Consider the following 25975-nt stretch of genomic DNA (forward strand, 5'->3'; position numbering starts at 1 on the left):
CGGGTCGTTAGCTCAGTTGGTAGAGCAGTTGACTTTTAATCAATTGGTCGCAGGTTCGAATCCTGCACGACCCACCAATGTAAAAAAGCGCCCTAAAGGCGCTTTTTTGCTATCTGCGATATTCAAAGATTCGAACCTGCAGCAGGTTCGAGTTGAGCGCAGCGAAACAACGGAGCCGCTTGCGGCGACGACCCGAAGGGCGAGCGAAGCGAGTCATCCTGCACGACCCACCAATGTAAAAAAGCGCCCTAAAGGCGCTTTTTTGCTATGTGCGATTTGCGAAATTGCCAGATTCGCTTCGCTTATCAGACCTACAATTTCCGGCAATCTCCCCCTCGCCTACTGTCTCAATGCTGCCAACAGCTTAACCATCGCGGGCGTCACCTGCTGCGTTTCATAAACAATATATAAATCTGCCGGGATGCGCTCTTTGAGCGGACGGAAAATGACACCAGGCCAGTTCATCTGTGCATAGCTGTCTGCTATCAATGTGATACCAATGCCCATACTGATCATGGCCAGCACCGTTTGTGGTTCATTAACTTCGCGAATAACAACCGGTGAAAAACCCGTCTGCTGACAAACGCGCTGCAAAAATTCCCAGTCAGTGTACACGGGCGGCATTGTGACAAAATACTCGTCACGTAGTGCTTCCAGCGGAACGTCGGAATATGATGAGAGGTGATGCTCTTCAGGCATCGCTACCAGAAACGCCGATTCATGCAAGCGTAAGCTGGTAAAATCTTCCGGTGGTTCTGTCGCCATTCGCCAGATCCCGGCATCGAGTTCGCGGCGCTCCAACAGCGCCATTTGCATCGCAGGCATCTTTTCGCGAAACAGTACTTCAACGTTGGGGTTTTCCCTAAGGAATCGCCGCATAACTGGCCGCATCCGTCCCCACATTGCCGTTCCGACCACACCGAGTTCAATCCGCCCTGCTTCTCCCCGGCCTATTTGTTCAATCCGAGCCAACACCTGATTTGCATTCATCAGCAACCGGCGCGATTCTTCCATCAAGATTTTGCCCGCGTGTGTCAGGGCGACGCTGCGCGAATGACGAATAAAAAGCTGTGTGCCAAGTTGATTTTCCAGCTCTTTAATATGAATACTGAGCGGAGGCTGAGACATATTTAAACGCGCCGCTGCGCGGCCAAAATGTAACTCTTCCGCTACAGCAAGAAAATAACGGAGCAACTTAAGGTCTGTTCTGTAAATGCGTTCCATAATTAAATGCTCCGTTTAATAAAAATATCTTATTAAATTATCACGGCATAAAGTATTTCACCACCAGATAACCTACATACATAAACACAATAGATAATATACCCGGCAATACATTTGGCACGGGAATAGGTAACCGCACGATTGTAAATAAAGCACCAATACCAAAACCGACGCCAGAAGAAAATAAAATATCTTTCATTAATTAACCTTTATCATAAAAGCAGCCCTGAAAAAAAGAGCTGCCAGTTCTTTTAATGTGTCACTGTTCGATGTGTTATCTTTTCAGGGTCATGGTTATATTTAAATCCAAAGAAAAATATCACTGCGAGGAAAAGAGAATATCCTGCAAACATCAGCCAGATAGTTTGCCAGTCTTTTACGCCATCTACCGAGAAGTAATCCACTGCCATGCCGCTCAGAATCGAGCCAACCCAAGCACCGACACCATTTACCATGGTCATAAAGAGCCCCTGTGCGCTGGCACGAATGTTGGAATCAACTTCCTGTTCAACAAAGACCGAACCGGAAATATTGAAGAAATCAAATGCGCAGCCGTAAACAATCATCGACAGCAGCAGCAAAATAAACCCAGTTGGTGACGGATCGCCATAAGCAAAGAAGCCAAAGCGCAGCGTCCAGGCCACCATACTCATAAGCATGACCGTTTTGATGCCGAAACGCTTCAAAAAGAACGGAATCGTCAGAATGAAACCGACTTCAGCCATCTGTGAAACTGACAATAAAATGGACGGATATTTCACCACGAAGCTATCAGCAAACTCCGGGTTACGGGCAAAATCATGCAGGAACGGGTTGCCAAAAACGTTGGTAATTTGCAGTACCGCGCCCAGCATCATGGCGAAGAGGAAAAAGATGGCCATACGCGGATTTTTGAATAGCACAAACGCGTCCAGACCGAGTTTACTGGCAAGCGAAGTAGTCACTTTTTTCTGCGCAACAGGAATTTTAGGCAAAGTCAGCGCGTAAGCCGACAGCAGCAGAGACGCACCGGAAGCGATATACAATTGCAGGCTGCTCAATTCCAGATGCAGTAAGCTTACTGCCCACATCGCAATGATGAACCCCACCGTACCAAAAACGCGAATAGGCGGGAAAGCTGTCACCGGGTCAAGCCCGGCCTGAGCGAGGCAGGAATAAGAGACGCTGTTTGATAACGCGATGGTCGGCATAAATGCCATTGCATTGACTAACATCACCCAAAACATCGTATCCGGATCACTGACGGATGCCGCATAAAAAAGCACGCCAGCACACACCAGGTGGCACAGCATATATGCGCGTTCCGCACGCAGCCATTTATCCGCGATCATCCCCATAATGCCAGGCATAATAATCGCAGCAATCCCTTTGGAGCTGTAGACCATACCGACGTTAGCGCCGGTAAAATGAAGGGTATTAATCATGTAGGAACCGAGGGTAACCAGCCAGCTCCCCCAGATAAAATATTGCAAAAAGGACATTACCTTTAAGCGCAAAGCGATGCTCATAATCGTTTCCTTGTCGCATCATGTGGCCTCACCCGTGAGGCCGTTTATTGTTGTTTTAATCAGGCAATATTGCGCAGAAAGCCGCAAATAAGGTTGATAAAGTTCTGCTTAGAGAGATCCGCTGCCGCCAACGTTTGGGTATGCGAGAGCTTCACGTCACTCAGACCTTCCGCCATATTGGTAATCGCAGAAACGGCCACGACCTTCAGGTCACAATGGCGTGCTGAAATAACTTCAGGCACAACGGACATTCCAACGACATCCCCGCCAATAATTTGCATCATGCGAATCTCTGCCGCCGTTTCGAAATTCGGCCCCGGATACGAGACGAACACACCTTCCGTCAGGGGGAAACCCTCTTCTTTCGCCACTTTTTGCAACAGTGCGCGGTAGTCCGCATCGTAGGCATTCGCCAGCGAGAAGAAGCGTTCGCCAAAGCGTTCATCGTTAAGACCCACCATCGGTGTACCTGGCATGGTGTTGATGTGGTCTTTCAGCGCAACCAGACTGCCCGCACCGACTTCCGGACGCAGTGAGCCCGCCGCATTGGTGCAGAACAGCAGTTCACAGCCCAGCAATTTGAAAGTACGAATCGCGTCAGTCATGATGGTCATTCCACGACCTTCATAGAAATGCCCCCGACCTTTCATACATGCCACCGGAACGCCCTGGAGATGCCCCAACACCAGCTCACCTGCATGACCATGCACCGTACTTACCGGGAAGCCCGGCAGCTTTTCGTAGGAAATGGCGACAGCGTTCTCAATCTGATCGGCCAGCGCGCCCAGCCCGGAACCTAAAATAAAAGCCACTCGTGGTGTGAAATCTGGTTTATAAGCCTGGATAATATCGACGCAATACAGCGGGTTATGAGAAAATTGAGCCTGAGACATATATATCCTTTTTTCAGTAGGGTTGAATCTAATGTCTTTTTATAGCGAAGTTGTCCCGGCTCTTACCAATACACTTTCCTCACGCATTCAATAGCGATTTGATATCGATGGATTTATATCTTTTCACTATTAATTCCCAGCAAAAACTGTATTGGCGATATTCACTCCCTTGCATTAACAATATGCCGTTTTTAACAAACCACTTTATTAAGCAATCTACTAATAACGATCGGCATAGGGAATTATGCTATGAAAAAACATCTTTTAACTCTGACGCTCACCTCTTTATTAGCCGTACCCGTAATCTCCCACGCAGAATTTAAAGGTGGGTTTGCAGATATCGGCGTGCATTACCTGGACTGGACCAGCCGAACCACCGAGAAATCGTCAACTAAGTCACACAAAGATGATTTTGGTTATCTGGAACTGGAAGGCGGTGCCAACTTTAGTTGGGGAGAAATGTACGGGTTTTTCGACTGGGAAAACTTTTATAACGACCGCCACGATAAACCAGGTAGTGAGCAGCGTTATACCTTTAAAAATACCAACCGCATTTACCTGGGCAATACCGGATTTAATCTCTACCTGCACGCGTATGGCACCTACAGTTCTGCAAATCGGGTAAATTTCCACGACGATATGTTCCTGTACGGTTTTGGCTACAACTTCACCGGTAACAGTTGGTGGTTCAAACCTTTCTTTGCCAAACGCTATACGGATCAAACCTATTACACGGGCGATAACGGCTACGTGGCAGGTTGGGTTGCGGGTTACAGCTTTATGCTGGGCAGAGAGAAATTCACCCTCACCAACTGGAACGAGTACGAGTTTGATCGTGATGCCACCTACGCGGCAGGTAATGGCGGTAAAGAAGGGCTGAACGGTGCGGTCGCCCTCTGGTGGAATGCTACCCCGAATATAACTACGGGGCTTCAGTATCGCTACGCGGACGACAAGCTGGGAGAAGCCTGGTATCAGGACGCCATCATTTACTCGGTCAAATTTAACTTCTGAACCATTTCTGCCGGGATTCCCGGCAGAAATGCATAACACGATATATGATACAACGATTCCCCTTCTCGCCCTGCCATCACTATTCCCCCTGTTCTTGCTCCACGTCCTCTAATGCTTCACCAGCTGTTGAAAGTGTCCGGTTCTTCCTTCGCTACTGTGACGAAAACCTTTAATTGTTTTAAAGAGTCATTCATCTATTTTCTTCATGAATGAATGCAATAAATCAATTTTATTTCTCAAACTGGAAGAAGCACAATAGAACCATCGATTATCTGGAGCCTTTATGAAACTTTTTCGTATCCTCGATCCTTTCACCTTAACCCTGGTCACGGTGGTGTTACTGGCTTCTTTCTTTCCGGCCAGAGGCGATTTCGTCCCCTTCTTTGAAAATCTGACCACAGCAGCCATTGCCCTGCTGTTCTTTATGCACGGCGCGAAGTTGTCGCGAGAGGCCATTATTGCAGGCGGTAGTCACTGGCGACTGCATTTGTGGGTGATGTGCAGTACCTTCGTGCTGTTTCCGGTTCTGGGCGTGTTGTTTGCCTGGTGGAAACCAGTAAACGTCGATCCCATGCTCTATTCCGGCTTTCTCTATCTTTGCATTCTTCCTGCCACGGTGCAGTCTGCAATCGCTTTTACCTCGATGGCGGGCGGTAACGTTGCGGCGGCCGTTTGTTCTGCATCAGCATCCAGCCTGCTGGGTATTTTCCTTTCGCCATTGCTGGTTGGTCTGGTGATGAATGTTCACGGTGCAGAGGGCAGCCTCGAACAGGTCGGTAAGATTATGCTGCAGCTGTTACTACCTTTTGTGTTGGGGCATCTTTCTCGCCCGTGGATTGGCAACTGGGTGGCGCGTAATAAAAAGTGGATTGCGAAAACTGACCAGACTTCCATTCTGTTGGTGGTCTATACGGCCTTCAGCGAAGCTGTTGTTAACGGCATCTGGCACAAAGTCGGTTGGGGTTCGCTGCTGTTTATCGTGGTGGTCAGCTGCGTGCTGTTGGCTATCGTGATTGTGATTAACGTCTTTATGGCGCGTCGACTGGGTTTCAATAAGGCGGATGAGATAACGATTGTCTTCTGTGGTTCGAAAAAGAGCCTGGCGAATGGTATTCCGATGGCGAACATTCTGTTCCCAACGTCAGTTATCGGTATGATGGTGCTGCCACTGATGATTTTCCATCAGATCCAGCTGATGGTTTGCGCGGTGCTGGCGCGTCGTTATAAGCGCCAGACCGAGCAACTACAGGCGCAGCAGGAAAGCCACGCAGGGAAGATTTAAAGCGGACGTTTCAGGGGCTGAACCAGTTGCGTCAGCCCCTCGGTTTTAATCAGCAGCGTGATTTGCATTAGCTCACCGAGTTTTCCTGCCGGGAACTCATCCTTGCGGGCAAACCACAAAAGATACTCTTCCGGCAGGTCGATTAAGCGACGCCCTTTGTACTTGCCAAACGGCATTATCGTATTGGCTATTTCAATCAGCTGCTCTTTTTCCATCTCAGTTACCCAGCAAACGTAGCATCTCTGCTTCGTCGATCACTTCAATGCCCAATTCCTGCGCTTTCGCCAGTTTAGAACCTGCGGCTTCTCCGGCGATCACCAGATCGGTTTTCTTCGAAACGCTGCCCGCGACTTTCGCGCCCAGTTCGACCAGGCGAGCTTTAGCATCATCACGCGACATCTGACTTAAGCTACCGGTGAGCACCACGGTTTTACCGGCAAACGGGCTGTCGATCTCTTCCGCGTTAATCACCACCGGCGCAGGCCAGTGAACACCTTCCGCCAACAGCTCGCTGATGACATTGCGGTTACTGTCTTCGGCAAAGAAGTTGTGAACATGGGATGCGACGACAATTCCGACATCGGGCACTTTTTGCAGCTCTTCAATCGAGGCTGCTTCCAGTGCGTCCAGCGTGCCGAAATATGCTGCCAGACCTGCTGCAGTGGCCTCGCCGACTTCGCGAATGCCAAGCGCATAAAGGAAGCGAGCAAAGGTGGTTTCTTTCGCTTTTTCCAGCGCGTTAACCACGTTTTGCGCTGATTTCGGCCCCATTCTCTCCAGTCCGGTCAGTTTGCCTGCGGTGAGTTTAAACAGGTCAGCAGGTGTGTGGACGTACTCTTTTTCGACAAGCTGGTCGATGATTTTGTCACCCATACCGTCAACGTCCATCGCCCGACGGGAAACAAAATGTTTCAGTGACTCTTTACGCTGAGCGCCGCAAATCAGGCCACCTGTACAGCGGGCGACTGCTTCTCCTTCCACACGTTCAACATCAGAACCACATACCGGACAATGTGTCGGGAACTCTACGGCACGGGTATCTTCCGGGCGTTCAGAAAGCACGACGTTAACCACCTGCGGGATCACATCGCCAGCGCGGCGGATCACCACCTTATCGCCAATACGTAAACCAAGACGTTCGATTTCATCGGCATTGTGTAAGGTAGCATTGCTCACCAGCACGCCTGCAACATGTACAGGTTCCAGACGCGCAACGGGCGTAATAGCGCCGGTACGCCCAACCTGAAACTCAACGTCACGCACGAAAGTCATCTGTTCCTGCGCCGGGAATTTAAATGCCACTGCCCAGCGCGGGGCACGTGAAACAAACCCAAGCTGTTCCTGCTGCGCCAGTGAGTTGACTTTAATCACCACGCCGTCGATATCAAAGCCCAGCGTCGGGCGGTCTTCTTCAACTTTGTGATAAAACGCCAGCACCTCTTCTGCCGATTCACATAACGTGACACGATCGCTGACCGGTAATCCCCACTTTTTAAATTGCATTAAACGACCAAGATGGGTGTCCGGCAGCTCGCCGCCTTCCAGCACACCAACGCCGTAGCAGAAGAACGTGAGCGGTCGCTTCGCCGTGATACGCGGATCAAGCTGACGCAGCGAACCTGCCGCAGCATTACGTGGGTTAGCAAATACTTTCCCGCCCGTGCGTCGCGCCTCTTCGTTGATCTTTTCGAACCCTGCTTGTGGCAGGAATACTTCACCACGCACTTCCAGGCGCGCCGGGATATTCTCACCATGCAATTTCAGCGGAATCGCGCGAATAGTACGGACGTTAGAGGTGATGTCTTCGCCGGTGGTGCCATCACCACGGGTCGCCGCACTGACCAGAACGCCATTCTCATACAGAATGCTGACGGCAAGGCCATCAAGCTTCAGCTCACAGCACCAGGTGACTTTTTCGTTACTTTTCAGACGATCCAGTACGCGTTTGTTGAAAGCGAGAAAACTCTCTTCATCAAAAACGTTGTCCAGCGACAGCATCGGTACTTCATGACGGATCTGGCTGAAGGCTGCCAGCGGCGCTGCACCTACGCGCTGGGTTGGTGAATCCGGGGTAATGAGTTCCGGATGTTTTGCTTCCAGCTCGCGCAGCTCACGCATCAGCCTGTCGTATTCAGCGTCGGGAATTTCCGGCGCATCCATCACATGATAAAGATATTCATGATGGCGAAGCGTCGTTCGCAGTTCTGTGAGTTGTCTTTCGATTGATTCCATATCGCACCATCAATGCTAAAAACCCCCGACAAGCGGGGGTTCGAAGAAGAGTTAATTTGCCTTAAGTGTATCAGACGTTAGCGTCTTTCACTTCGCGGATGATGTCCTGATACTCGCGCAGTTTCTGCGGAGTCATCATACGGCGCTGATCGTCAAGAACTACGCCACCGACTTCATCAGCGATATGCTGCGCAGATTGCAGCATCAGCTTGAAGTTTTGCAGTTCATCACCATAAGACGGAACCTGCATAAAGATAGTGACGCCAGGAGTGATGAAATCCTTCATTTCAGGATCGAATGTTCCCGGTTTCACCATATTCGCCAGGCTGAATAACGCAGGGCCACTGCCGTCCGGGCTGAGATGACGATGGTAAATATTCATATCGCCAAAGATAAAGCCCGCCTGCTGAATGCTGTTAAGAAGCAGTTCACCATTCAGCTCGCTACCGTGATGCGCCGCGACGTTCATAATGATCACCGCTTCTTTACGCTTCGGCTTATCCATGACAGGTGCCGGTTCATTTACAGGTTCAGGCTGCGGTGCCGCTACGGGTTCCGCAACCTGGAAAGCCTGCTGCGCTGGTTGGGGCGCTGGCTGCGTCGGTTGCGGAGCTGGCGGTACTTGCGGAGCAACCTGCTGTTCAGGCTGCGGCTGGTAGGTCGGCTGCTGAACCGGCTGCGGTTGCTGAACCGGCTGCGCTGAATGCGGAGCATGTTGCGGCGATACCTGCGCTTCAGGCGGCTGCTGAACCGGTTGACGCGGCTGCGCAGACGCATAAGGCGGTTGGTACTGGTGTTGCGGCGACGGACGAGCAGCCTCATGCTCCTGGGCGTTAGCCGGGGCATGATTTACGCGGTGAACACGAACCTCACCAACGCCCTCATCATCTTCGACATCCTCATCATAAGAATCGTCGTCACGTTTTGACTTCATTCGTTTTAATGGCCGATCGCGGAACATAGAAGATCGTTCTTTACGGCTGGTCCAGAAACCATGTACCAGTAAAGCGATTATGGCGATCGCGCCAACAATGATTAATATCAGACGCAAATCCTGCATCATTATATTCTCTGTTGTTCTAACACCTTGCCACCACGGCAAACATTTACTCACTAAGAGTATTTGCCGATTACCTCGAGTGCAAGTGCACTCTTAACTTTCACAGCACAAAGATAGATGAAATCGTGCTTTTTGCTGTTTTTTCGAACATATCCTAACTGTCCATTGCGCAATTACCCGGTAAAATACGCAGAATTTTCCTGGGATTGGTCAAAAGGAGCATCTCCTGATTATGGTTTCAACATACACATCTTCCCCACGCAGCGGTTTTTACTATTTTGCGCAAGGCTGGAAGCTCGTCTCGCAACCCGGGATTCGGCGTTTTGTCATTTTACCTCTGTTGGTCAATATTTTGTTGATGGGAAGTGCATTCTGGTGGCTCTTTACCCAACTGGATGTCTGGATCCCATCATTAATGAGCCACGTGCCTGACTGGCTGCAATGGTTAAGCTATTTGCTGTGGCCTGTCGCGGTTCTCTCCGTGCTGCTGATTTTTGGCTATTTTTTCTCAACTATTGCGAACTGGATTGCCGCGCCATTTAACGGTTTATTGGCTGAACAACTGGAAGCAAGGCTGACAGGCGCTACGCCGCCGGATACCGGAATTTTGGGTATCATGAAAGATGTGCCGCGAATTATGAAACGCGAATGGCAAAAATTTGCGTGGTATTTGCCACGCGCCATCGTATTGCTGATCCTCTACTTTATCCCTGGCATCGGGCAAACCGTCGCGCCAGTGTTGTGGTTCCTGTTCAGCGCCTGGATGTTAGCCATTCAGTACTGCGACTATCCGTTCGACAACCACAAAGTGCCGTTCAAAGAAATGCGCACTGCCCTGCGCACGCGCAAAATCACTAACATGCAGTTTGGCGCATTAACGAGTCTGTTCACGATGATCCCGGTGCTCAACCTGTTCATCATGCCGGTGGCCGTCTGTGGCGCGACAGCAATGTGGGTCGATTGCTATCGCGCTAAACATGCACTATGGCGGTAACAATCTTCCGGTTATTTTGTAAACTATTTGTATGAAACAAGGGTGGCTTATGCCACCCTTATTCCATCTTGCAAGTCATTATTTCCCTTCTGCATATAGATATGCTAAATCCTTACTTCCGCATATTCTCTGAGCGGGTATGCTACCTGTTGTATCCCAATTTCATACAGTTAAGGACAGGCCATGAGTAAGATTTTTGAAGATAACTCGCTGACTATCGGTCACACACCGCTGGTTCGCCTGAATCGCATCGGTAACGGACGTATTCTGGCGAAGGTGGAATCTCGTAACCCCAGCTTCAGCGTTAAGTGCCGTATCGGTGCCAATATGATTTGGGATGCCGAAAAACGCGGCGTGCTGAAACCCGGCGTTGAACTGGTTGAACCCACCAGCGGCAACACTGGTATTGCTCTGGCTTATGTGGCAGCCGCTCGCGGTTATAAACTCACTCTGACCATGCCAGAGACAATGAGTATTGAACGCCGCAAACTGCTGAAAGCCCTGGGCGCAAACCTGGTACTGACTGAAGGCGCGAAGGGCATGAAAGGCGCGATTCAAAAAGCAGAAGAAATTGTCGCCAGTAACCCAGAGAAATACCTGCTGCTACAACAATTCAGCAACCCGGCGAATCCGGAAATTCATGAAAAAACCACCGGTCCGGAGATCTGGGAAGATACCGACGGTCAGGTTGATGTATTTATTGCGGGTGTCGGTACTGGCGGTACGCTGACCGGCGTCAGCCGCTACATTAAAGGCACCAAAGGCAAGACTGACCTCATCTCTGTTGCCGTTGAGCCAACCGATTCTCCCGTTATCGCCCAGGCGCTGGCAGGTGAAGAAATCAAACCCGGCCCGCATAAAATCCAGGGCATCGGCGCTGGCTTTATCCCGGCGAACCTTGATCTCAAACTGGTCGATAAAGTTATTGGCATCACCAATGAAGAAGCTATCTCTACTGCACGTCGTTTAATGGAAGAAGAAGGCATTCTTGCCGGAATCTCTTCCGGTGCGGCGGTTGCTGCGGCGTTGAAACTACAAGAAGATGAAAGCTTTACCAATAAGAATATTGTGGTTATTCTGCCATCATCGGGTGAGCGTTATTTAAGCACCGCATTATTTGCCGATCTCTTTACCGAAAAAGAATTGCAACAGTAATGCCAGGTTGTTAAAAATGCGTAAAAAAGCACCTTTTCAGGTGCTTTTTTGTGGCCTACTTCAAATTTTAGCCTCTCCTGGCATTGATTCAGCCTGTCGGAACTGGTATTTAACCTGACTAATTATTTTGATGCGCGAAATTAATCGTTACAGGAAAAGCCTTAGCTGAATCGATTTTATGATTTGGTTCAATTCTTCCTTTAGCGGCATAATGTTTAATGATGAACGAAACGTCAGCGGTCGATATCCGCCAGCAATGGACTGTACAGAACACTTCGTGCGTCGCGTCTGTTAAAAACTGGCGCTAACAATACAGGCTAAAGTCAAACCGCCAGGCTAGACTTTAGTTCCACAACACTAAACCTATAAGTTGGGGAAATACAATGTTCCAGCAAGAAGTTACCATTACCGCTCCGAACGGTCTGCACACCCGCCCTGCTGCCCAGTTTGTAAAAGAAGCTAAGGGCTTCACTTCTGAAATTACTGTGACTTCCAACGGCAAAAGCGCCAGCGCGAAAAGCCTGTTTAAACTGCAGACTCTGGGCCTGACTCAAGGGACCGTTGTGACTATCTCCGCTGAAGGCGAAGACGAGCAGAAAGCGGTTGAACATCTGGTTAAACTGATGGCGGAACTCGAGTAATTTCCCGGGTTCTTTTAAAAATCAGTCACAAGTAAGGTAGGGTTATGATTTCAGGCATTTTAGCATCCCCGGGTATCGCTTTCGGTAAAGCTCTGCTTCTGAAAGAAGACGAAATCGTCATTGACCGGAAAAAAATTTCTGCCGACCAGGTTGATCAGGAAGTTGAACGTTTTCTGAGCGGTCGTGCCAAGGCATCAGCCCAGCTGGAAACGATCAAAACGAAAGCTGGTGAAACGTTCGGTGAAGAAAAAGAAGCCATCTTTGAAGGGCATATTATGCTGCTCGAAGATGAGGAGCTGGAGCAGGAAATCATAGCCCTGATTAAAGATAAGCACATGACGGCTGACGCAGCTACTCATGAAGTTATTGAAGGTCAGGCTTCTGCCCTGGAAGAACTGGATGATGAATACCTGAAAGAGCGTGCGGCTGACGTGCGTGATATCGGTAAGCGCCTGCTGCGCAACATCCTGGGTCTGAAGATTATCGATCTGAGCGCCATTCAGGATGAAGTCATTCTGGTTGCCGCTGACCTGACACCGTCCGAAACCGCACAGTTGAACCTGAAGAAGGTGCTGGGTTTCATCACCGACGCGGGTGGCCGTACTTCCCACACTTCTATTATGGCGCGTTCTCTGGAGCTGCCGGCCATCGTGGGTACTGGTAGCGTCACTTCGCAGGTGAAAAATGACGACTATCTGATTCTGGATGCCGTAAATAATCAGGTTTACGTCAATCCAACCAACGAAGTTATCGATAAATTGCGCGCTGTTCAGGAGCAAGTTGCTTCTGAAAAAGCAGAGCTTGCTAAACTGAAAGATCTCCCGGCTATTACGCTGGACGGTCACCAGGTAGAAGTGTGCGCTAACATCGGTACTGTTCGTGATGTTGAAGGTGCAGAACGTAACGGCGCTGAAGGCGTTGGTCTGTATCGTACCGAATTCTTGTTCATGGACCGCGACGCGCTGCCAACAGAAGAAGAACAGTTTGCTGCCTATAAAGCAGTGGCTGAAGCGTGTGGTTCGCAGGCTGTTATCGTTCGTACCATGGACATTGGCGGCGACAAAGAGCTGCCGTACATGAACTTCCCGAAAGAAGAGAACCCGTTCCTCGGCTGGCGTGCTATCCGTATCGCGATGGATCGTAAAGAGATCCTGCGCGATCAGCTCCGCGCTATCCTGCGTGCCTCGGCTTTCGGTAAATTGCGCATCATGTTCCCGATGATCATCTCTGTCGAAGAAGTACGCGCTCTGCGCAAAGAGATCGAAATCTACAAGCAGGAACTGCGCGACGAAGGTAAAGCGTTTGACGAATCAATTGAAATTGGCGTAATGGTGGAAACACCGGCTGCCGCAACAATTGCGCGTCATTTAGCCAAAGAAGTTGATTTCTTTAGTATCGGCACCAATGATTTAACGCAGTACACTCTGGCAGTTGACCGTGGTAATGATATGATTTCACACCTTTACCAGCCAATGTCACCGTCCGTGCTGAACTTGATCAAGCAAGTTATTGATGCTTCTCATGCTGAAGGCAAATGGACTGGCATGTGTGGTGAGCTTGCTGGCGATGAACGTGCTACACTTCTGTTGCTGGGGATGGGTCTGGACGAATTCTCTATGAGCGCCATTTCTATCCCGCGCATTAAGAAGATTATCCGTAACACGAACTTCGAAGATGCGAAGGTGTTAGCAGAGCAGGCTCTTGCTCAACCGACAACGGACGAGTTAATGACGCTGGTTAACAAGTTCATTGAAGAAAAAACAATCTGCTAATCCACGAGATGCGGCCCAATTTACTGCTTAGGAGAAGATCATGGGTTTGTTCGATAAACTGAAATCTCTGGTTTCCGATGACAAAAAGGATACCGGAACTATTGAGATCATTGCTCCGCTCTCTGGCGAGATCGTCAATATCGAAGACGTGCCGGATGTCGTTTTTGCGGAAAAAATCGTTGGTGATGGCATTGCTATCAAACCAACTGGTAACAAAATGGTCGCTCCGGTTGACGGCACCATTGGTAAAATCTTTGAAACCAACCACGCGTTCTCTATCGAATCCGATAGCGGCGTTGAGCTGTTCGTCCACTTCGGTATCGACACCGTTGAACTGAAAGGCGAAGGCTTCAAGCGTATTGCTGAGGAAGGTCAGCGCGTGAAAGTTGGCGATACGGTTATTGAATTCGATCTGCCGCTGCTGGAAGAGAAAGCCAAGTCTACCCTGACTCCGGTTGTTATCTCCAACATGGACGAAATCAAAGAACTGATCAAACTGTCCGGTAGCGTGACTGTGGGTGAAACCCCGGTTATCCGCATCAAGAAGTAATTCTTGCCGCAATGAAAAATGGCGCCATCGGCGCCATTTTTTTATGCATCTAACAGCGGCGGCAAAATCAATTCATCGCTCTCATGCTGCTGGGTATAACGCATTACCTCCAGCACACGTAAGCCCGCGCTGTGTACTGCGTCGGTTAACGCCTTCCCTTTCAGTAATCCACTAATAAGCTGGGCGCAAAACAGATCGCCAGTACCTTTCAGGTCGGTTTTTACCCGTGAATGGGAAATGACATTCACGCTATCGGCACTGACCACCACCACCTGCATCTCCTGATGTTCTTCATTGCCGGAGGCGCTGGTAACAACCACCCATTTTAATGTCTCTGAAAGCAGGCTTTTTGCAGCAGCAATGGCGCTGTCGAGGTCGCGGCAGTTTTTACCGGTCAATATTTCCAGCTCAAAGATATTTGGCGTAATCCCCTGCGCCAGCGGCAGTAAATATTGCCGATACGCATCGGGAAGATCAGCTTTGACGTAAATACCGCTATCAATATCGCCAATCACCGGATCAACCATAATCAGCAAGTCAGGATGCTCTTCGCGTAAGGCTGTCAGCCATTCAGCAAGGATTTTGATTTGCGATGCCGTCCCCATATAGCCCGTGGTAACAGCGCGAAGTTGGCGCAGCGCATCACGCTCCTGAAGCGCACGCAAATAGCCACTAAACCACTCGTCCGGAATCGCACCACCGTAGAACGTATCGTAATGCGGCGTATTGCTCAGCAACACGGTCGGCACGGCAAAGACATTCAGGCCGTTCTGTTTAATCGCAGGCACGGCAATGCTGTTACCTACGCTGCCGTACACCACCTGCGACTGCACGGCGACGATATCCGCCTGCAGCGCCCTGCTTTTATCGTTAAACAACAACAAACTACTCATTTAGTTTTTCTCCTTGCCGATGATCCCCATCGTATTCCAACCGAAACTTTACCTGATTCTGGCAGTCAAATCGGCTATCACAAAACAAGGATAAGGTAATTCAGTGAAGAAAATCATTTGTCTGGTCATTACGCTGTTAATGGCACTTCCCGCTTACGCGAAGTTAACAGCCCATGAAGAAGCCCGCATCAACGCCATGCTAGAGGGATTAGCACAGAAAAAGGATTTGATATTTGTACGCAACGGCGATGAACACACCTGTGATGAAGCGGTTTCCCATCTGCGTCTGAAGCTGGGCAATACCCGTAATCGCATTGATACTGCCGAGCAATTTATTGATAAGGTTGCCTCGTCATCATCGATTACCGGAAAGCCTTACATTGTGAAGATCCCTGGTAAGAGCGATGAAAACGCGCAACCTTTTTTACATACGTTAATTGCCCAGACGGATAAAACGTTGCCTGCGCAATAATCTTAAATTCCCGCCCCCTGGCTAAAGTGTTCTTCGCCAAATACGCCGGTGGAAAGGTAGCGATCGCCGCGATCGCAGATGATCGCCACCACTACCGCGCCAGCGTTAGCTTTTGCCACGCGCAGCGCACCAGCAACCGCGCCGCCAGAACTAACGCCGCAGAAAATACCTTCCCGCACCGCCAGTTCGCGCATGGTGTTTTCCGCATCGCGCTGATGAATATCCAGCACCTCATCCACCAGCGAGGCGTTGAAAATCCCCGGCAGATATTCCGCTGGCCAGCGGCGAATCCCCGGAATGCTGCTGCCCTCTTCTGGCTGCAGGCCAACAATGGTCACCGGTTTGGATTGCTCGCGCATAAACCGTGACACGCCGGTAATGGTGCCGGTCGTCCCCATACTGGAGACAAAATGGGTAATGCGCCCACCGGTCTGCTGCCAAATTTCCGGCCCGGTGGTGGTGTAATGGGCATAAGGGTTATCGGGGTTGTTGAACTGATCGAGCAACTTGCCTTCGCCCCGGTTCGCCATTTCCAGCGCCAGATCGCGCGCGCCTTCCATGCCTTGTTCTTTGGTCACCAGAATCAGCTCCGCACCATAGGCACGCATCGCCGCACGGCGTTCCTGGCTCATGTTGTCGGGCATCAGCAATTTCATGCGATAGCCTTTTAGCGCGGCGATCATTGCCAGCGCAATGCCGGTGTTACCGCTGGTGGCTTCAATCAACACATCGCCCGGTTTAATCTCACCGCGTTTTTCCGCCTCAACAATCATCGATAGCGCCGCACGATCTTTCACTGAACCTGCCGGGTTATTACCTTCCAGTTTTAACCAGACTTCACTGCCGTTATCCGGCCCCATTCGCTGTAACTTCACCAGAGGCGTATTGCCTATTGTTTGTTCTAATGTACTCACGATCTCTGTCCATACATGGTGTTGCCTGATGCGAGGCTTGTGCGTCTTATCAGGCCTACAGGTTACAAAACCTTGCCATTAAAAAGCCCGGATCGCGGGAAGCGCCTCCGGGCGTTTAACATTCACTCAACCTATCAGGCGCTTTGTGCGAGAGCAAGTTCCTCATCGCGGGTTTCGATACGCTCGTCACCGTTATACAGCCGCGCATGTTGCAGCCCAACAAACAGGCGATCGCCGCGTACTGGCGCGTCATCCCCGCGCATCACCACGGTTAGCGGGTCGTCATACCATCCCAGCGGCTGCACCACTAATTGGGTGTAGTGGCCTTTCGGGCTGGCTTCCAGCACCTGAACCGGCAGCGGCGAATCCAGGCTGGTGCGGCGGCTGATATCCACTTCCCACGGACGCAGGAAGAGATCCACCGGCCCCTGATAGGCAGGCGTATATCCCAGCGGCCAGCGATGTGCGCCAACATGGAACTGCCCGCCGCGAATGGTGCCACGCAGACGGTTTACTTCGCCCATAAATTCCAGCACAAAACGGGTCGCCGGTTCGCGCCATACCTGATCCGGCGCGTCGGCCTGTTCGATATTGCCCTGGCTCATCACCACCACGCGGTTAGCGACTTCCATCGCTTCTTCCTGGTCGTGGGTCACGAAGACGCTGGTGAATTTCAGTTCTTCATGCAGTTGACGCAACCAACGACGCAGCTCTTTACGCACCTGTGCATCCAGTGCGCCAAACGGTTCATCAAGTAGCAGAATTTGCGGTTCAACAGCAAGCGCGCGCGCCAGCGCCACACGCTGTTTCTGACCGCCGGAAAGCTGCGCCGGATAACGGTCCGCCAGATGAGCAAGCTGCACCATCTCCAGCAATTTTGTCACTTTCGCTTTGATGGCTGCGGCATTTGGCCGCTCGCGACGCGGCAGCACCGTCAGGCCAAAAGCGATATTGTCGAATACCGTCATATGGCGGAACAACGCGTAATGCTGGAACACGAAACCGACTTTACGGTCGCGCGCGTGCAGGCGGCTGACGTCAGTGCCGTGGAAGCGAATATGTCCGCTGGTTTGATGTTCCAGCCCGGCAATAATACGCAGCAGCGTGGTTTTCCCGGAACCGGACGGCCCCAGCAGCGCGACCATCTGGCCTGAAGGAATATCCAGTGAGATATCGTTCAGCACCTGGGTGCGACCAAAAGACTTCTTAATCCTGGCAATCTCAATGCTCATGATGTTCCTCCTGCTGCGCGCGTTTTTCCTGATTCTCCAGGCGCCATTGCAACATACTCTTCAAAAACAGGGTGATAATCGCCATCAGCGTCAATAACGCCGCAGCGGTAAAGGAGCCGACAGTGTTGTAGTCCTGCTCCAGCAATTCAATTTGTAACGGCAGCGACAGCGTTTCACCGCGAATCGAGCCGGAAACCACCGACACCGCGCCAAACTCACCAATTGCGCGGGCGTTGGTCAGCACCACGCCGTAAAGTAGCGCCCAGCGAATATTCGGCAATGTGACGCGACGAAACATCTGCCAGCCAGATGCACCAAGCAAAATCGCCGCTTCGTCCTCCTGGCTGCCCTGGCTTAACATCACCGGCACCAGCTCGCGCACCACGAACGGGCAAGTCACGAAGATAGTGACCAGCACCATCCCCGGCCACGAGAACATAATTTGCAGGTTATGCTCGTCGAGCCAACCGCCCAGCGGGCCATTCGAGCCGTAAAACAGCAGATAGACCAGACCGGCAACCACCGGCGATACGGCAAACGGGATGTCCAGCAGCGTCAGCAGCAACTGACGTCCCGGAAAATCAAAACGCGTCACCAGCCAGGCCAGCAGAATGCCGAATACCAGGTTTACCGGCACGGCAATCAGCGCAATCATCACCGTCAGCCAGATGGCGTGCAGCATGTCCGGGTCGGCCAGATTCTGTAAAACCGGCATCAGCCCTTTGCTGAATGCCTGCACGAAGATGTAAATCATTGGCACCAGCAGGATGAACGCCGAAACCAGCATCCCGGTGCCAATCAGAAACCATTTGCCCCAGTTAATCGGGCGCGCGTCATAACGCTTCAATTGGGTAACTTCCGCCATTAATGACCTACCACACGCCGACCAAAGCGACTTTGCAGAGTGTTAATAGAGAACAGCAGCAGCAGTGATGCCGCGAGGATCACCGAAGCGATCGCGCTCGCCGCCGGGTAATCAAACTCCTGTAAGCGAACGAAAATCATCAGCGATGTGACTTCGGTTTTCCATGCGATGTTCCCGGCGATAAAAATCACTGCGCCAAACTCACCGAGGCTACGGGTGAACGACAGCGCCACACCCGCCACCAGCGCAGGGGAAAGCTCCGGCAGCACCACTTTGCAGAAACTCTGCCAGCGCGTTGCTCCGAGCGTTTCCGCCGCTTCTTCATATTCCGGGCCTAACTCTTCAAGCACCGGCTGCACGGTACGCACCACAAACGGAATACTGGTAAAGGCCATTGCCACCGCAATCCCCAGCCAGGTGTAGGTGACTTTGATATCAAACTTCGCCAGCCATTCACCGTAAAAACCGTTGACCGAAAACAGCGAAGCCAGCGTTAAACCTGCTACCGCCGTCGGCAATGCAAACGGCAAATCCATCAGCGCATCAAGCAGAGTGCGCCCCGGAAAGCGATAACGGGTTAGGATCCATGCCATCAGCAGACCGAAAACGCCGTTAAAAATCGATGCCACAAACGCCGACAGCAACGTCACTTTATAGGCCGCCACCACTTGCGGGTTGGTGATCACCTCCCAGTACTGCGCCCAGCTCATCTCAGAGAGCTGCATCACCAGTGCGGAAAGCGGCAGTAACAAAATCAGGCACACAAACAGCAGACTGGTGCCGAGGCTTAAGGTAAAGCCCGGCAGCACACGTCTGGAAGCGACGGCAAACATCAGCTACGCCCCGCCGCTAACAGCTTGTCTAACTCGCCGCCGCTGGTGAAGTGAGTTTTCATCACTTCCGGCCAGGAGCCAAATTTGTCTTCCACGCGGAACAGCTCGGTCTGCGGGAATTTATCTTTCAGTTTGTCCATAACTTCCGGGTTATTTACGCGGTAGTAATAGTCGGTGATGATGGTTTGCGCCTGCGGGCTGTAGAGCCAGTTCAGGTAAGCTTTGGCGGCTTTTTCCGTACCGTTGGCCTGCACGTTTTTATCCACCCACGCCACCGGGAACTCCGCCAGAATGTTGGTTTTTGGAATCACCACTTCGAAGCCCTGCGCTTCATACTGTTTACGGATGTTGTTCACTTCCGATTCGAAGCTGATCAGCACATCGCCCAAACCGCGCTCGGCAAAAGTGGTGGTTGCGCCACGACCGCCGGTATCGAACACTTCGACGTTTTTCAGGAACTGGGTCATAAACTGTTCGGTTTTGGCTTTATCGCCACCGTCGGCTTTATCCGCTGCGCCCCACGCGGCTAAATAGGTGTAGCGCGCGTTACCGGACGTTTTCGGGTTCGGGAAAATCAGCTTCACGTCGGAGCGAACCAAATCGTTCCAGTCGTGGATATTCTTCGGGTTGCCCTTACGCACCAGGAAGCCCATGGTGGAGTAGAACGGCGAGCTGTTGTTCGGCAGGCGCGACTGCCAGTCCGCCGGGATCAGCTTGCCTTTGTCGTGCAGGATTTGTACGTCGGTCACCTGGTTATAAGTAACAACGTCGGCTTTTAAGCCCTGCAAAATCGCCAGCGCCTGTTTTGATGACCCGGCATGAGATTGTTTTATCGTCAGTTTGTCGCCGCCGTTATCTTTTGCCCACTGCTGTTCAAACGGGGTATTCAGGGCGGCAAACAGCTCGCGGGAGACGTCATAAGAACTGTTAAGCAGTTCCGTTGCCTGCACGTGGCCAGCCAGCAGCAGCGAAGCGACCAGCGCGAGAGAGTTCTTTTTCAGTAAGTTAACGGCCATTGCGCACCCTTATATATTTAATGACTTTCTAATAGCCATCATATTTATAACGGGCATGAAAGGAGTAACGGTTTTATATACCGTTTGGTGATTTGGAAGTTGAAAAGGGAATAAGAACTTGGTTCAACAGGCGTAATTGTTGCAGTCAGTTTGGACACGGACAGCGCGGAGAAACCGGAGCGTACACATAGTACGTGAGTATTTCGAGCACTGCCCGGGGCAAAAATGACAAATAAAATAGCCTGGTGAACTTAGTTCAAGACGAAATCCTCCCCACTAATGCAGGGAGGAAACAGAGGTGAATCAGATGCCGACGCTAACCGTCTCCGGTAGTGTGCTACCGCCATCGATCACATTCTGTGTACCTGTTAAATAGCTGGATTCATCCGACGCGAGGAAGGCTGCCAGTTCGCCGACTTCCAGCGGATCGGCGAGGCGACGCAGCGGGATTGCTTTTGCCATTTCGGTGAGCACCGATTCCGGATCTTGCGGATTTGACTGACGGGCGATGCTTTCCGCCATTGGCGTGCGAACGTATCCCGGGCAGATTGCATTAACGCGAATCCCCGACTGTGCATACTCCACTGCCAGCGATTTGGTCAGCCCCACAATCGCCGCTTTCGTTAAGGCATACGCTGTTTCGCCCGGATCGGCCACCATATCGCCGGTGACCGAAGACATCATCACAATGCGACCATCTTTGCGGGCAATCATCTCCGGCAGCACCGCCTTCGTGACGTTCCAGACACCTTTGATATTGATATCAATATGGAAATCGCGATCGTCATCGCTCATTTCAAGAAAACTACCCAGACGGCAAACACCTGCGTTATTCACCAGAATATCAATGCGCCCTTCTTTTTCCTTCGCGCGCTTGATCGCTGCCGTAACTGACGCCGGGTCGCGTACATCGGCAATTACCGCCGTACAGCGATGACCACGACCACACAGCTCATCCGCCAGCTTTTCAATCTCAGGGGAGATATCCAGCAAGATTAGGTTTGCGCCATGACGCGCAAAGGTTCTGGCAATTCCTTCACCAATGCCTTGCGATGCGCCCGTAATCAGTGCTGTCTTGCCCGTGAGTTTACCCATTTCAAGTTTCTCCTTTTGAATACAGAGCATTACGCTCTATTGTCCCTACCATACCTGAATAACAGATCAATGCTGAGGAGTGGATCTAAATTCAGGAAAATCTTAAGTAAAATCTCCCTTAACCACAACTCTGTCATTGTATGCATTCCCTGCTGTACATAATCAGGCAGGGAGATATGATTCACTCCATATGAAATTATTCGAAGGCAAATATTTAAGGTGATTGTATATGCAACTTGAAAAAATGATTACTGAAGGTTCGAACAGCGCCTCGGCTGAAATCGACCGCGTATCGACGCTGGAAATGTGCCGAATTATCAATGATGAAGATAAAACCGTTCCATTGGCCGTTGAGCGAGTACTGCCGGATATCGCAGCGGCGATTGATGTCATCCACGCCCAGGTCAGCGGTGGCGGTCGTCTGATTTATCTCGGTGCCGGAACTTCCGGTCGGTTGGGGATTCTGGATGCCAGCGAGTGCCCCCCAACCTACGGCGTGAAACCTGGTCTGGTGGTTGGTTTGATTGCTGGCGGCGAATATGCCATTCAGCACGCGGTGGAAGGCGCGGAAGACAGCCGGGAAGGCGGCGTCAACGATCTGAAAAATATTGCGTTAACGGCGCAGGATGTGGTTGTCGGTATTGCTGCCAGTGGTCGCACGCCGTATGTGATTGCCGGGCTGGAATACGCTCGCCAGTTGGGCTGCCGCACGGTGGGCATTTCCTGTAATCCCGGTAGTGCTGTTTCAACAACCGCAGAGTTTGCTATTACGCCAGTCGTCGGGGCTGAAGTGGTTACCGGTTCTTCGCGGATGAAAGCAGGTACGGCGCAGAAACTGGTGCTCAACATGCTCTCCACCGGGCTGATGATTAAGTCAGGAAAAGTGTTCGGCAACCTGATGGTCGATGTGGTCGCCACCAATGAAAAACTACACGTGCGCCAGGTCAATATTGTCAAAAACGCGACCGGATGTAGCGCGGAACAGGCGGAAGCGGCGCTAATTGCCTGCGATCGCCACTGCAAAACAGCGATTGTAATGGTCTTGAAAAATCTCAATGCCGCAGAAGCGAAAAAACGCCTGGCGCAGCATGGGGGTTTTATTCGTAAGGCTCTGGAAAAGGAATAACCTATGGCTAAAGAGATCAGCAGTGAGCTTCTGAACACCATTCTTACCCGCGTCGGCGGCGCGGGAAATATCGCCAGTTGTGGTCACTGTATGACGCGTCTGCGTCTCGGTGTACATGACAGTTCACTGGTTGATCCTGATATCAAAACGCTGGAAGGGGTGAAGGGTGTCATTTTGACCAACGATCAAGTACAGGTGGTATTTGGGTCGGGCAAAGCGCATCGTGCCGCAAAAGCGATGAGCGTGTTGTTGGGTGAAACACCAGTGCAGGATGCCGCAGAAATCGCCGCTCAGAACAAACGTCAGTTAAAAGCCAGACAAACCTCTGGCGTGCAGCAATTTCTCGCCAAATTCGCCACTATCTTTACGCCGCTAATCCCCGGATTTATTGCCGCCGGTCTGCTGCTGGGGATTGCGACGTTAATCGCCACGGTGATGCACGTTCCGGCAGATGCCCAGGGAACGCTGCCCGATGCGCTGAATTTTATGAAGGTATTCAGCAAAGGCTTATTCACCTTCCTGGTGATCCTGGTGGGATATAACGCCGCTCAGGCCTTCGGCGGCACAGGTGTAAATGGCGCGATTATCGCCGCACTGTTTTTGCTCGGTTATAACCCAGGCGCGACCACCGGTTACTACGCTGGTTTTCACGATTTCTTCGGCCTGCCTATCGATCCGCGCGGAAATATCATCGGCGTACTGATTGCCGCCTGGGCCTGCGCCCGCATTGAAGGTATGGTGCGTCAATTTATGCCGGACGATCTCGACATGCTGCTGACCTCGTTAATCACTCTGCTGATCACCGCTACGCTGGCATATCTGGTGATTATGCCGCTGGGAGGCTGGTTATTCGAAGGCATGTCCTGGCTGTTTATGCATCTGAACAGTAATCCACTTGGCTGTGCAGTGCTTGCCGGACTGTTCCTGATTGCCGTGGTCTTCGGCGTGCATCAGGGCTTTATTCCCGTTTATCTTGCCTTGATGGACAGCCAGGGTTTCAACAGTCTATTCCCGATCCTTTCAATGGCAGGCGCAGGTCAGGTGGGCGCGGCGCTGGCGCTTTACTGGCGCGCGCAGCCGCACAGTGCCTTACGCAGCCAGGTGCGCGGGGCGATTATCCCTGGTCTGCTGGGCGTTGGTGAACCGTTGATTTACGGTGTCACCCTGCCGCGCATGAAACCGTTTGTTACCGCTTGTTTAGGCGGCGCAGCAGGTGGATTGTTTATTGGTCTTATCGCATGGTGGGGTCTGCCGATGGGGCTAAACAGTGCCTTTGGGCCGTCTGGCCTGGTAGCGTTGCCGCTGATGACTTCGGCACAAGGCATCCTTCCGGCAATGGCTGTGTATGCAGGTGGGATTCTGGTGGCATGGATTAGCGGGTTCATTTTCACCACGCTCTTTGGCTGCCGTGACGTCAATCTGGACTAAGCCGTAACTTAGAAACAAAACAGCCCGATACGCTACGCTTATCGGGCCTGCAGGTTAACTACAATTTATTGAATTTTAACGATCATACAGGCCGGATAAAGCATTTACGCCGCTCCGGCAAGACGCTACAGGTGCGTGAGTAAAACTTACAGCGCCATCAGCTTGTCCAGCGACGGTGCGAAGTAATAGCCGCCAGTGACCGGTTTGGTGAAACGTAACATTGCGTCACGTTTGCCATCAGTATCGCCAAACATGCTCAGCAGCTGTTGCTCAATGTTGTGCAGACGTGCGCAGTAAGCGCAGAAGTACAGACCGTGCGTGCCGCTGGCTGTACCGTATGGCAAGCTCTGGCGAACAATCTTCAGCCCTTTGCCGTCTTCTTTCAGATCAACGCGGGTCAGGTGAGAGGTTTCCGGACGTTCGTCGCCGTCAATCTCTTCGTTGGCTTCTTTGGTGCGCCCGATCATCATCTCCTGATCGTGAACACTCATACGGTTAAGCTGCTTCAGGTTGTGCTCCCAACGCTGCACAAACACATAGCTGCCGCCCGCATCCACGCCGTCTTTGATAACCGCCACTTCGCGACGCGTCTCTTCACCCGCCGGGTTTTCTGTACCGTCAACAAAGCCGCTCAGGTCACGCTCTTCAACCCAACGGAAGCCGTGGATCTCTTCTTTCACTTCAATGCAGTCACCAAAGGCTTCCATCGCCGCCTGAGCGACAGAGAAGTTTACGTCGTGACGCAGAGAAAGAATGTGGATCAACACATCGAACTGGGTCGTCGGCGCAAGACCTTTACCGTAGCCCGGAAAATCTTTCAGCTCTTCGGCCCCAACGCCGCCACTCAGAGCACGCCAGGTGTTGTTACCAAAGGCAACCACAGCACCGAGATGCGCGTCCGGGAATTTTGCTTCAAAGGTTGCCAGTTTATCGGCAAAGGTTTTACTGGCCGCACGCAGGGCATCAACATCCCCTTTTACGTTGGCTTCAATCCAAATCGCTGCGCGGCAATGTTCTGGCAAAATGCCACTCTGAACCTGAGACATTGTTCCTCCTGAAAATAAGAATGCCACGCAATCCGTGGCATTGTTGGGCGCTATTTTACGTGTTTTTTCGCGGCGGCGGTTTGTTCAGACGCAAATTAACGCCGCCAGATAATTTTACTGACTTTCCAGTTTTTCAGGGTATCGTCTGAAGGCATTAACCCTTCAGGACCACTCCACTCACCGCTGAACTGGTAGCTAATATGTTGACTGCCTTCGGCTTTACATTCGACAGCACGATTATCATCACCATCAGCTTTTTGGCAATTGCCAAATGCTTTGCTGTAAAGGTCGCTAAACGGTGTTCCGATTTTAACACCCGTATCAGCAGGAATATCGCTATCCAGCACGTCAATACGGCTGATTGTGCCCTGATCGCCGTTAATCACCATCGCCACGTTGTCGCCTTTCATCACTTCGAAAAAGCGCACCACGTTGCCGTTCGCGGTTTTCATTCCGCTGCGCAGGCGATAATCGCCATCAAGCGCATCGGCAATGGCTTGTTCTTGCAGTGGTGTGGACGCCGTTAATTCACCCACGCCCTGCTCGCTCACTTTGGTGGACGACCCAAACCAGTTCCACGGGTTAGCGGCAGACCAGTTAACTGACGACATCGTGGAACAGCCGGTCAGCATCAACGGCATAGCGCATAACAATAAACGCAGCGATTTCATGTCACTTCCTTTGGTTATTCAATAACGTTGCTTGGAGTGCAAATTCACCAAAAAGTGCC

At 51.4% G+C, this 25975-nt stretch carries 26 protein-coding genes, 1 tRNA gene and 1 other RNA gene; 12 read left to right on the plus strand and 16 right to left on the minus strand.

Features of this window, described 5'->3' with window-relative positions; translation table 11 throughout:
• The first annotated feature begins 1 nt into the window (after nucleotide 1).
• Nucleotides 2-77: transfer RNA gene (locus tag A7Z29_RS12370), tRNA-Lys, on the plus strand.
• A 24-nt stretch (nucleotides 78-101) separates the two neighbouring features.
• Nucleotides 102-233: non-coding RNA, RtT sRNA (locus A7Z29_RS12375), on the plus strand.
• Nucleotides 234-339: 106 nt separating this feature from the next.
• Here A7Z29_RS12375 and xapR read toward each other — a convergent pair.
• The 4 genes from xapR to xapA are packed head-to-tail and all read right to left on the minus strand — an operon-like array spanning nucleotide 340 to nucleotide 3625.
• Nucleotides 340-1224 carry a DNA-binding transcriptional regulator XapR gene (gene xapR, locus A7Z29_RS12380; protein WP_105290306.1) on the minus strand — a complete coding sequence of 295 codons (885 nt, stop codon included), beginning with the start codon at nucleotides 1222-1224 and terminating at the stop codon, nucleotides 340-342.
• Nucleotides 1225-1264: 40 nt separating this feature from the next.
• The gene (locus tag A7Z29_RS12385) at nucleotides 1265-1423 is read right to left on the minus strand and encodes a DUF1427 family protein (RefSeq protein ID WP_000651752.1); all 159 of its coding nucleotides are present in this window, start codon (nucleotides 1421-1423) and stop codon (nucleotides 1265-1267) included.
• Between the two features lie 52 nt (nucleotides 1424-1475).
• Entirely contained in the window at nucleotides 1476-2732 is a 1257-nt protein-coding gene (gene xapB, locus A7Z29_RS12390; RefSeq protein ID WP_105290307.1) for a xanthosine/proton symporter XapB, read from the minus strand.
• Nucleotides 2733-2791: 59 nt separating this feature from the next.
• A complete protein-coding gene (gene xapA, locus A7Z29_RS12395) occupies nucleotides 2792-3625 on the minus strand; it encodes a xanthosine phosphorylase (protein ID WP_000075941.1) in 834 nt (277 codons plus the stop codon).
• Between the two features lie 249 nt (nucleotides 3626-3874).
• Here xapA and A7Z29_RS12400 point away from each other — a divergent pair, with 249 nt between their 5' ends.
• Both A7Z29_RS12400 and A7Z29_RS12405 read left to right on the plus strand, forming a co-directional pair.
• Nucleotides 3875-4639: a nucleoside-specific channel-forming Tsx family protein gene (locus A7Z29_RS12400; protein WP_105290308.1), complete on the plus strand. Its 765-nt coding sequence runs from the start codon at nucleotides 3875-3877 to the stop codon at nucleotides 4637-4639.
• A 283-nt stretch (nucleotides 4640-4922) separates the two neighbouring features.
• The gene (locus A7Z29_RS12405) at nucleotides 4923-5921 is read left to right on the plus strand and encodes a bile acid:sodium symporter family protein (RefSeq protein ID WP_000765627.1); all 999 of its coding nucleotides are present in this window, start codon (nucleotides 4923-4925) and stop codon (nucleotides 5919-5921) included.
• Here the strand turns inward: A7Z29_RS12405 and A7Z29_RS12410 are convergent.
• The 3 genes from A7Z29_RS12410 to zipA all read right to left on the minus strand — a co-directional run bounded on the left by A7Z29_RS12410 (nucleotide 5918) and on the right by zipA (nucleotide 9216).
• Nucleotides 5918-6136, minus strand: coding sequence for a DUF3820 family protein (locus tag A7Z29_RS12410; protein ID WP_000410201.1), 219 nt, complete (start codon nucleotides 6134-6136; stop codon nucleotides 5918-5920). The two genes, A7Z29_RS12405 and A7Z29_RS12410, sit on opposite strands and share 4 nt — an antisense overlap.
• A gap of 1 nt (nucleotide 6137) precedes the next feature.
• Nucleotides 6138-8153: an NAD-dependent DNA ligase LigA gene (gene ligA, locus A7Z29_RS12415; protein WP_000443720.1), complete on the minus strand. Its 2016-nt coding sequence runs from the start codon at nucleotides 8151-8153 to the stop codon at nucleotides 6138-6140.
• Nucleotides 8154-8223: 70 nt separating this feature from the next.
• Nucleotides 8224-9216, minus strand: a complete 993-nt coding sequence (gene zipA / locus A7Z29_RS12420; protein ID WP_105290309.1) for a cell division protein ZipA — start codon at nucleotides 9214-9216, stop codon at nucleotides 8224-8226.
• A gap of 229 nt (nucleotides 9217-9445) precedes the next feature.
• Here zipA and cysZ point away from each other — a divergent pair, with 229 nt between their 5' ends.
• From cysZ to crr, 5 genes are all read left to right on the plus strand, one after another.
• Nucleotides 9446-10207, plus strand: a complete 762-nt coding sequence (gene cysZ / locus A7Z29_RS12425; protein ID WP_000255356.1) for a sulfate transporter CysZ — start codon at nucleotides 9446-9448, stop codon at nucleotides 10205-10207.
• Nucleotides 10208-10390: 183 nt separating this feature from the next.
• Nucleotides 10391-11362 carry a cysteine synthase A gene (gene cysK / locus A7Z29_RS12430; protein WP_000034402.1) on the plus strand — a complete coding sequence of 324 codons (972 nt, stop codon included), beginning with the start codon at nucleotides 10391-10393 and terminating at the stop codon, nucleotides 11360-11362.
• Nucleotides 11363-11745: 383 nt separating this feature from the next.
• On the plus strand, nucleotides 11746-12003 hold the full coding sequence (ptsH, locus tag A7Z29_RS12440) for a phosphocarrier protein Hpr (RefSeq protein ID WP_000487600.1): 258 nt from the start codon (nucleotides 11746-11748) through the stop codon (nucleotides 12001-12003).
• Nucleotides 12004-12047: 44 nt separating this feature from the next.
• On the plus strand, nucleotides 12048-13775 hold the full coding sequence (ptsI, locus tag A7Z29_RS12445; protein ID WP_105290310.1) for a phosphoenolpyruvate-protein phosphotransferase PtsI: 1728 nt from the start codon (nucleotides 12048-12050) through the stop codon (nucleotides 13773-13775).
• A gap of 40 nt (nucleotides 13776-13815) precedes the next feature.
• Nucleotides 13816-14325, plus strand: a complete 510-nt coding sequence (gene crr, locus A7Z29_RS12450) for a PTS glucose transporter subunit IIA (protein ID WP_000522247.1) — start codon at nucleotides 13816-13818, stop codon at nucleotides 14323-14325.
• Nucleotides 14326-14366: 41 nt separating this feature from the next.
• Here crr and pdxK read toward each other — a convergent pair whose 3' ends face one another.
• Nucleotides 14367-15218: a pyridoxine/pyridoxal/pyridoxamine kinase gene (pdxK, locus tag A7Z29_RS12455; protein WP_105281157.1), complete on the minus strand. Its 852-nt coding sequence runs from the start codon at nucleotides 15216-15218 to the stop codon at nucleotides 14367-14369.
• A 103-nt stretch (nucleotides 15219-15321) separates the two neighbouring features.
• On the opposite strand from pdxK, the gene A7Z29_RS12460 reads away from it, so the two are divergent.
• The gene (locus tag A7Z29_RS12460; RefSeq protein WP_105281156.1) at nucleotides 15322-15690 is read left to right on the plus strand and encodes a YfeK family protein; all 369 of its coding nucleotides are present in this window, start codon (nucleotides 15322-15324) and stop codon (nucleotides 15688-15690) included.
• A 2-nt stretch (nucleotides 15691-15692) separates the two neighbouring features.
• On the opposite strand, the gene cysM is transcribed toward A7Z29_RS12460, so the two are convergent.
• The 6 genes from cysM to ucpA all read right to left on the minus strand — a co-directional run bounded on the left by cysM (nucleotide 15693) and on the right by ucpA (nucleotide 21645).
• Nucleotides 15693-16604 (minus strand): cysteine synthase B, encoded by a 912-nt coding sequence (gene cysM / locus A7Z29_RS12465; RefSeq protein WP_000105472.1) that lies wholly within the window; start codon nucleotides 16602-16604, stop codon nucleotides 15693-15695.
• 134 nt (nucleotides 16605-16738) lie between these two features.
• Entirely contained in the window at nucleotides 16739-17836 is a 1098-nt protein-coding gene (cysA, locus tag A7Z29_RS12470) for a sulfate/thiosulfate ABC transporter ATP-binding protein CysA (RefSeq protein WP_000021084.1), read from the minus strand.
• A complete protein-coding gene (gene cysW, locus A7Z29_RS12475) occupies nucleotides 17826-18701 on the minus strand; it encodes a sulfate/thiosulfate ABC transporter permease CysW (RefSeq protein ID WP_000852695.1) in 876 nt (291 codons plus the stop codon). Before cysW ends, cysA begins: the two co-directional genes overlap by 11 nt.
• Nucleotides 18701-19534 (minus strand): sulfate/thiosulfate ABC transporter permease CysT, encoded by an 834-nt coding sequence (gene cysT, locus A7Z29_RS12480; RefSeq protein WP_032225900.1) that lies wholly within the window; start codon nucleotides 19532-19534, stop codon nucleotides 18701-18703. The genes cysW and cysT overlap by 1 nt, the downstream gene beginning before the upstream one ends.
• Nucleotides 19534-20550 carry a thiosulfate/sulfate ABC transporter substrate-binding protein CysP gene (gene cysP / locus A7Z29_RS12485; protein WP_000290254.1) on the minus strand — a complete coding sequence of 339 codons (1017 nt, stop codon included), beginning with the start codon at nucleotides 20548-20550 and terminating at the stop codon, nucleotides 19534-19536. Before cysP ends, cysT begins: the two co-directional genes overlap by 1 nt.
• Before the next feature lie 303 nt (nucleotides 20551-20853).
• Complete coding sequence (ucpA, locus tag A7Z29_RS12490; protein ID WP_000517454.1) at nucleotides 20854-21645, minus strand: SDR family oxidoreductase UcpA; 792 nt, start codon at nucleotides 21643-21645, stop codon at nucleotides 20854-20856.
• Nucleotides 21646-21874: 229 nt separating this feature from the next.
• Between ucpA and murQ the strand changes: the two genes are divergently transcribed.
• Together murQ and murP are read left to right on the plus strand one after the other, a co-directional pair.
• Nucleotides 21875-22771, plus strand: coding sequence for an N-acetylmuramic acid 6-phosphate etherase (gene murQ / locus A7Z29_RS12495; protein WP_105290311.1), 897 nt, complete (start codon nucleotides 21875-21877; stop codon nucleotides 22769-22771).
• 3 nt (nucleotides 22772-22774) lie between these two features.
• Complete coding sequence (gene murP / locus A7Z29_RS12500) at nucleotides 22775-24199, plus strand: PTS N-acetylmuramic acid transporter subunit IIBC (protein ID WP_105290312.1); 1425 nt, start codon at nucleotides 22775-22777, stop codon at nucleotides 24197-24199.
• 146 nt (nucleotides 24200-24345) lie between these two features.
• Here the strand turns inward: murP and yfeX are convergent, their stop codons facing one another.
• The gene (yfeX, locus tag A7Z29_RS12505; protein ID WP_010344616.1) at nucleotides 24346-25245 is read right to left on the minus strand and encodes a porphyrinogen peroxidase; all 900 of its coding nucleotides are present in this window, start codon (nucleotides 25243-25245) and stop codon (nucleotides 24346-24348) included.
• 95 nt (nucleotides 25246-25340) lie between these two features.
• Nucleotides 25341-25916, minus strand: coding sequence for an RpoE-regulated lipoprotein (locus A7Z29_RS12510; RefSeq protein WP_000838931.1), 576 nt, complete (start codon nucleotides 25914-25916; stop codon nucleotides 25341-25343).
• Nucleotides 25917-25975: the final 59 nt, after the last annotated feature.

The organism is Escherichia sp. MOD1-EC6842 (assembly GCF_002965705.1).
Classification (GTDB): domain Bacteria; phylum Pseudomonadota; class Gammaproteobacteria; order Enterobacterales; family Enterobacteriaceae; genus Escherichia; species Escherichia ruysiae.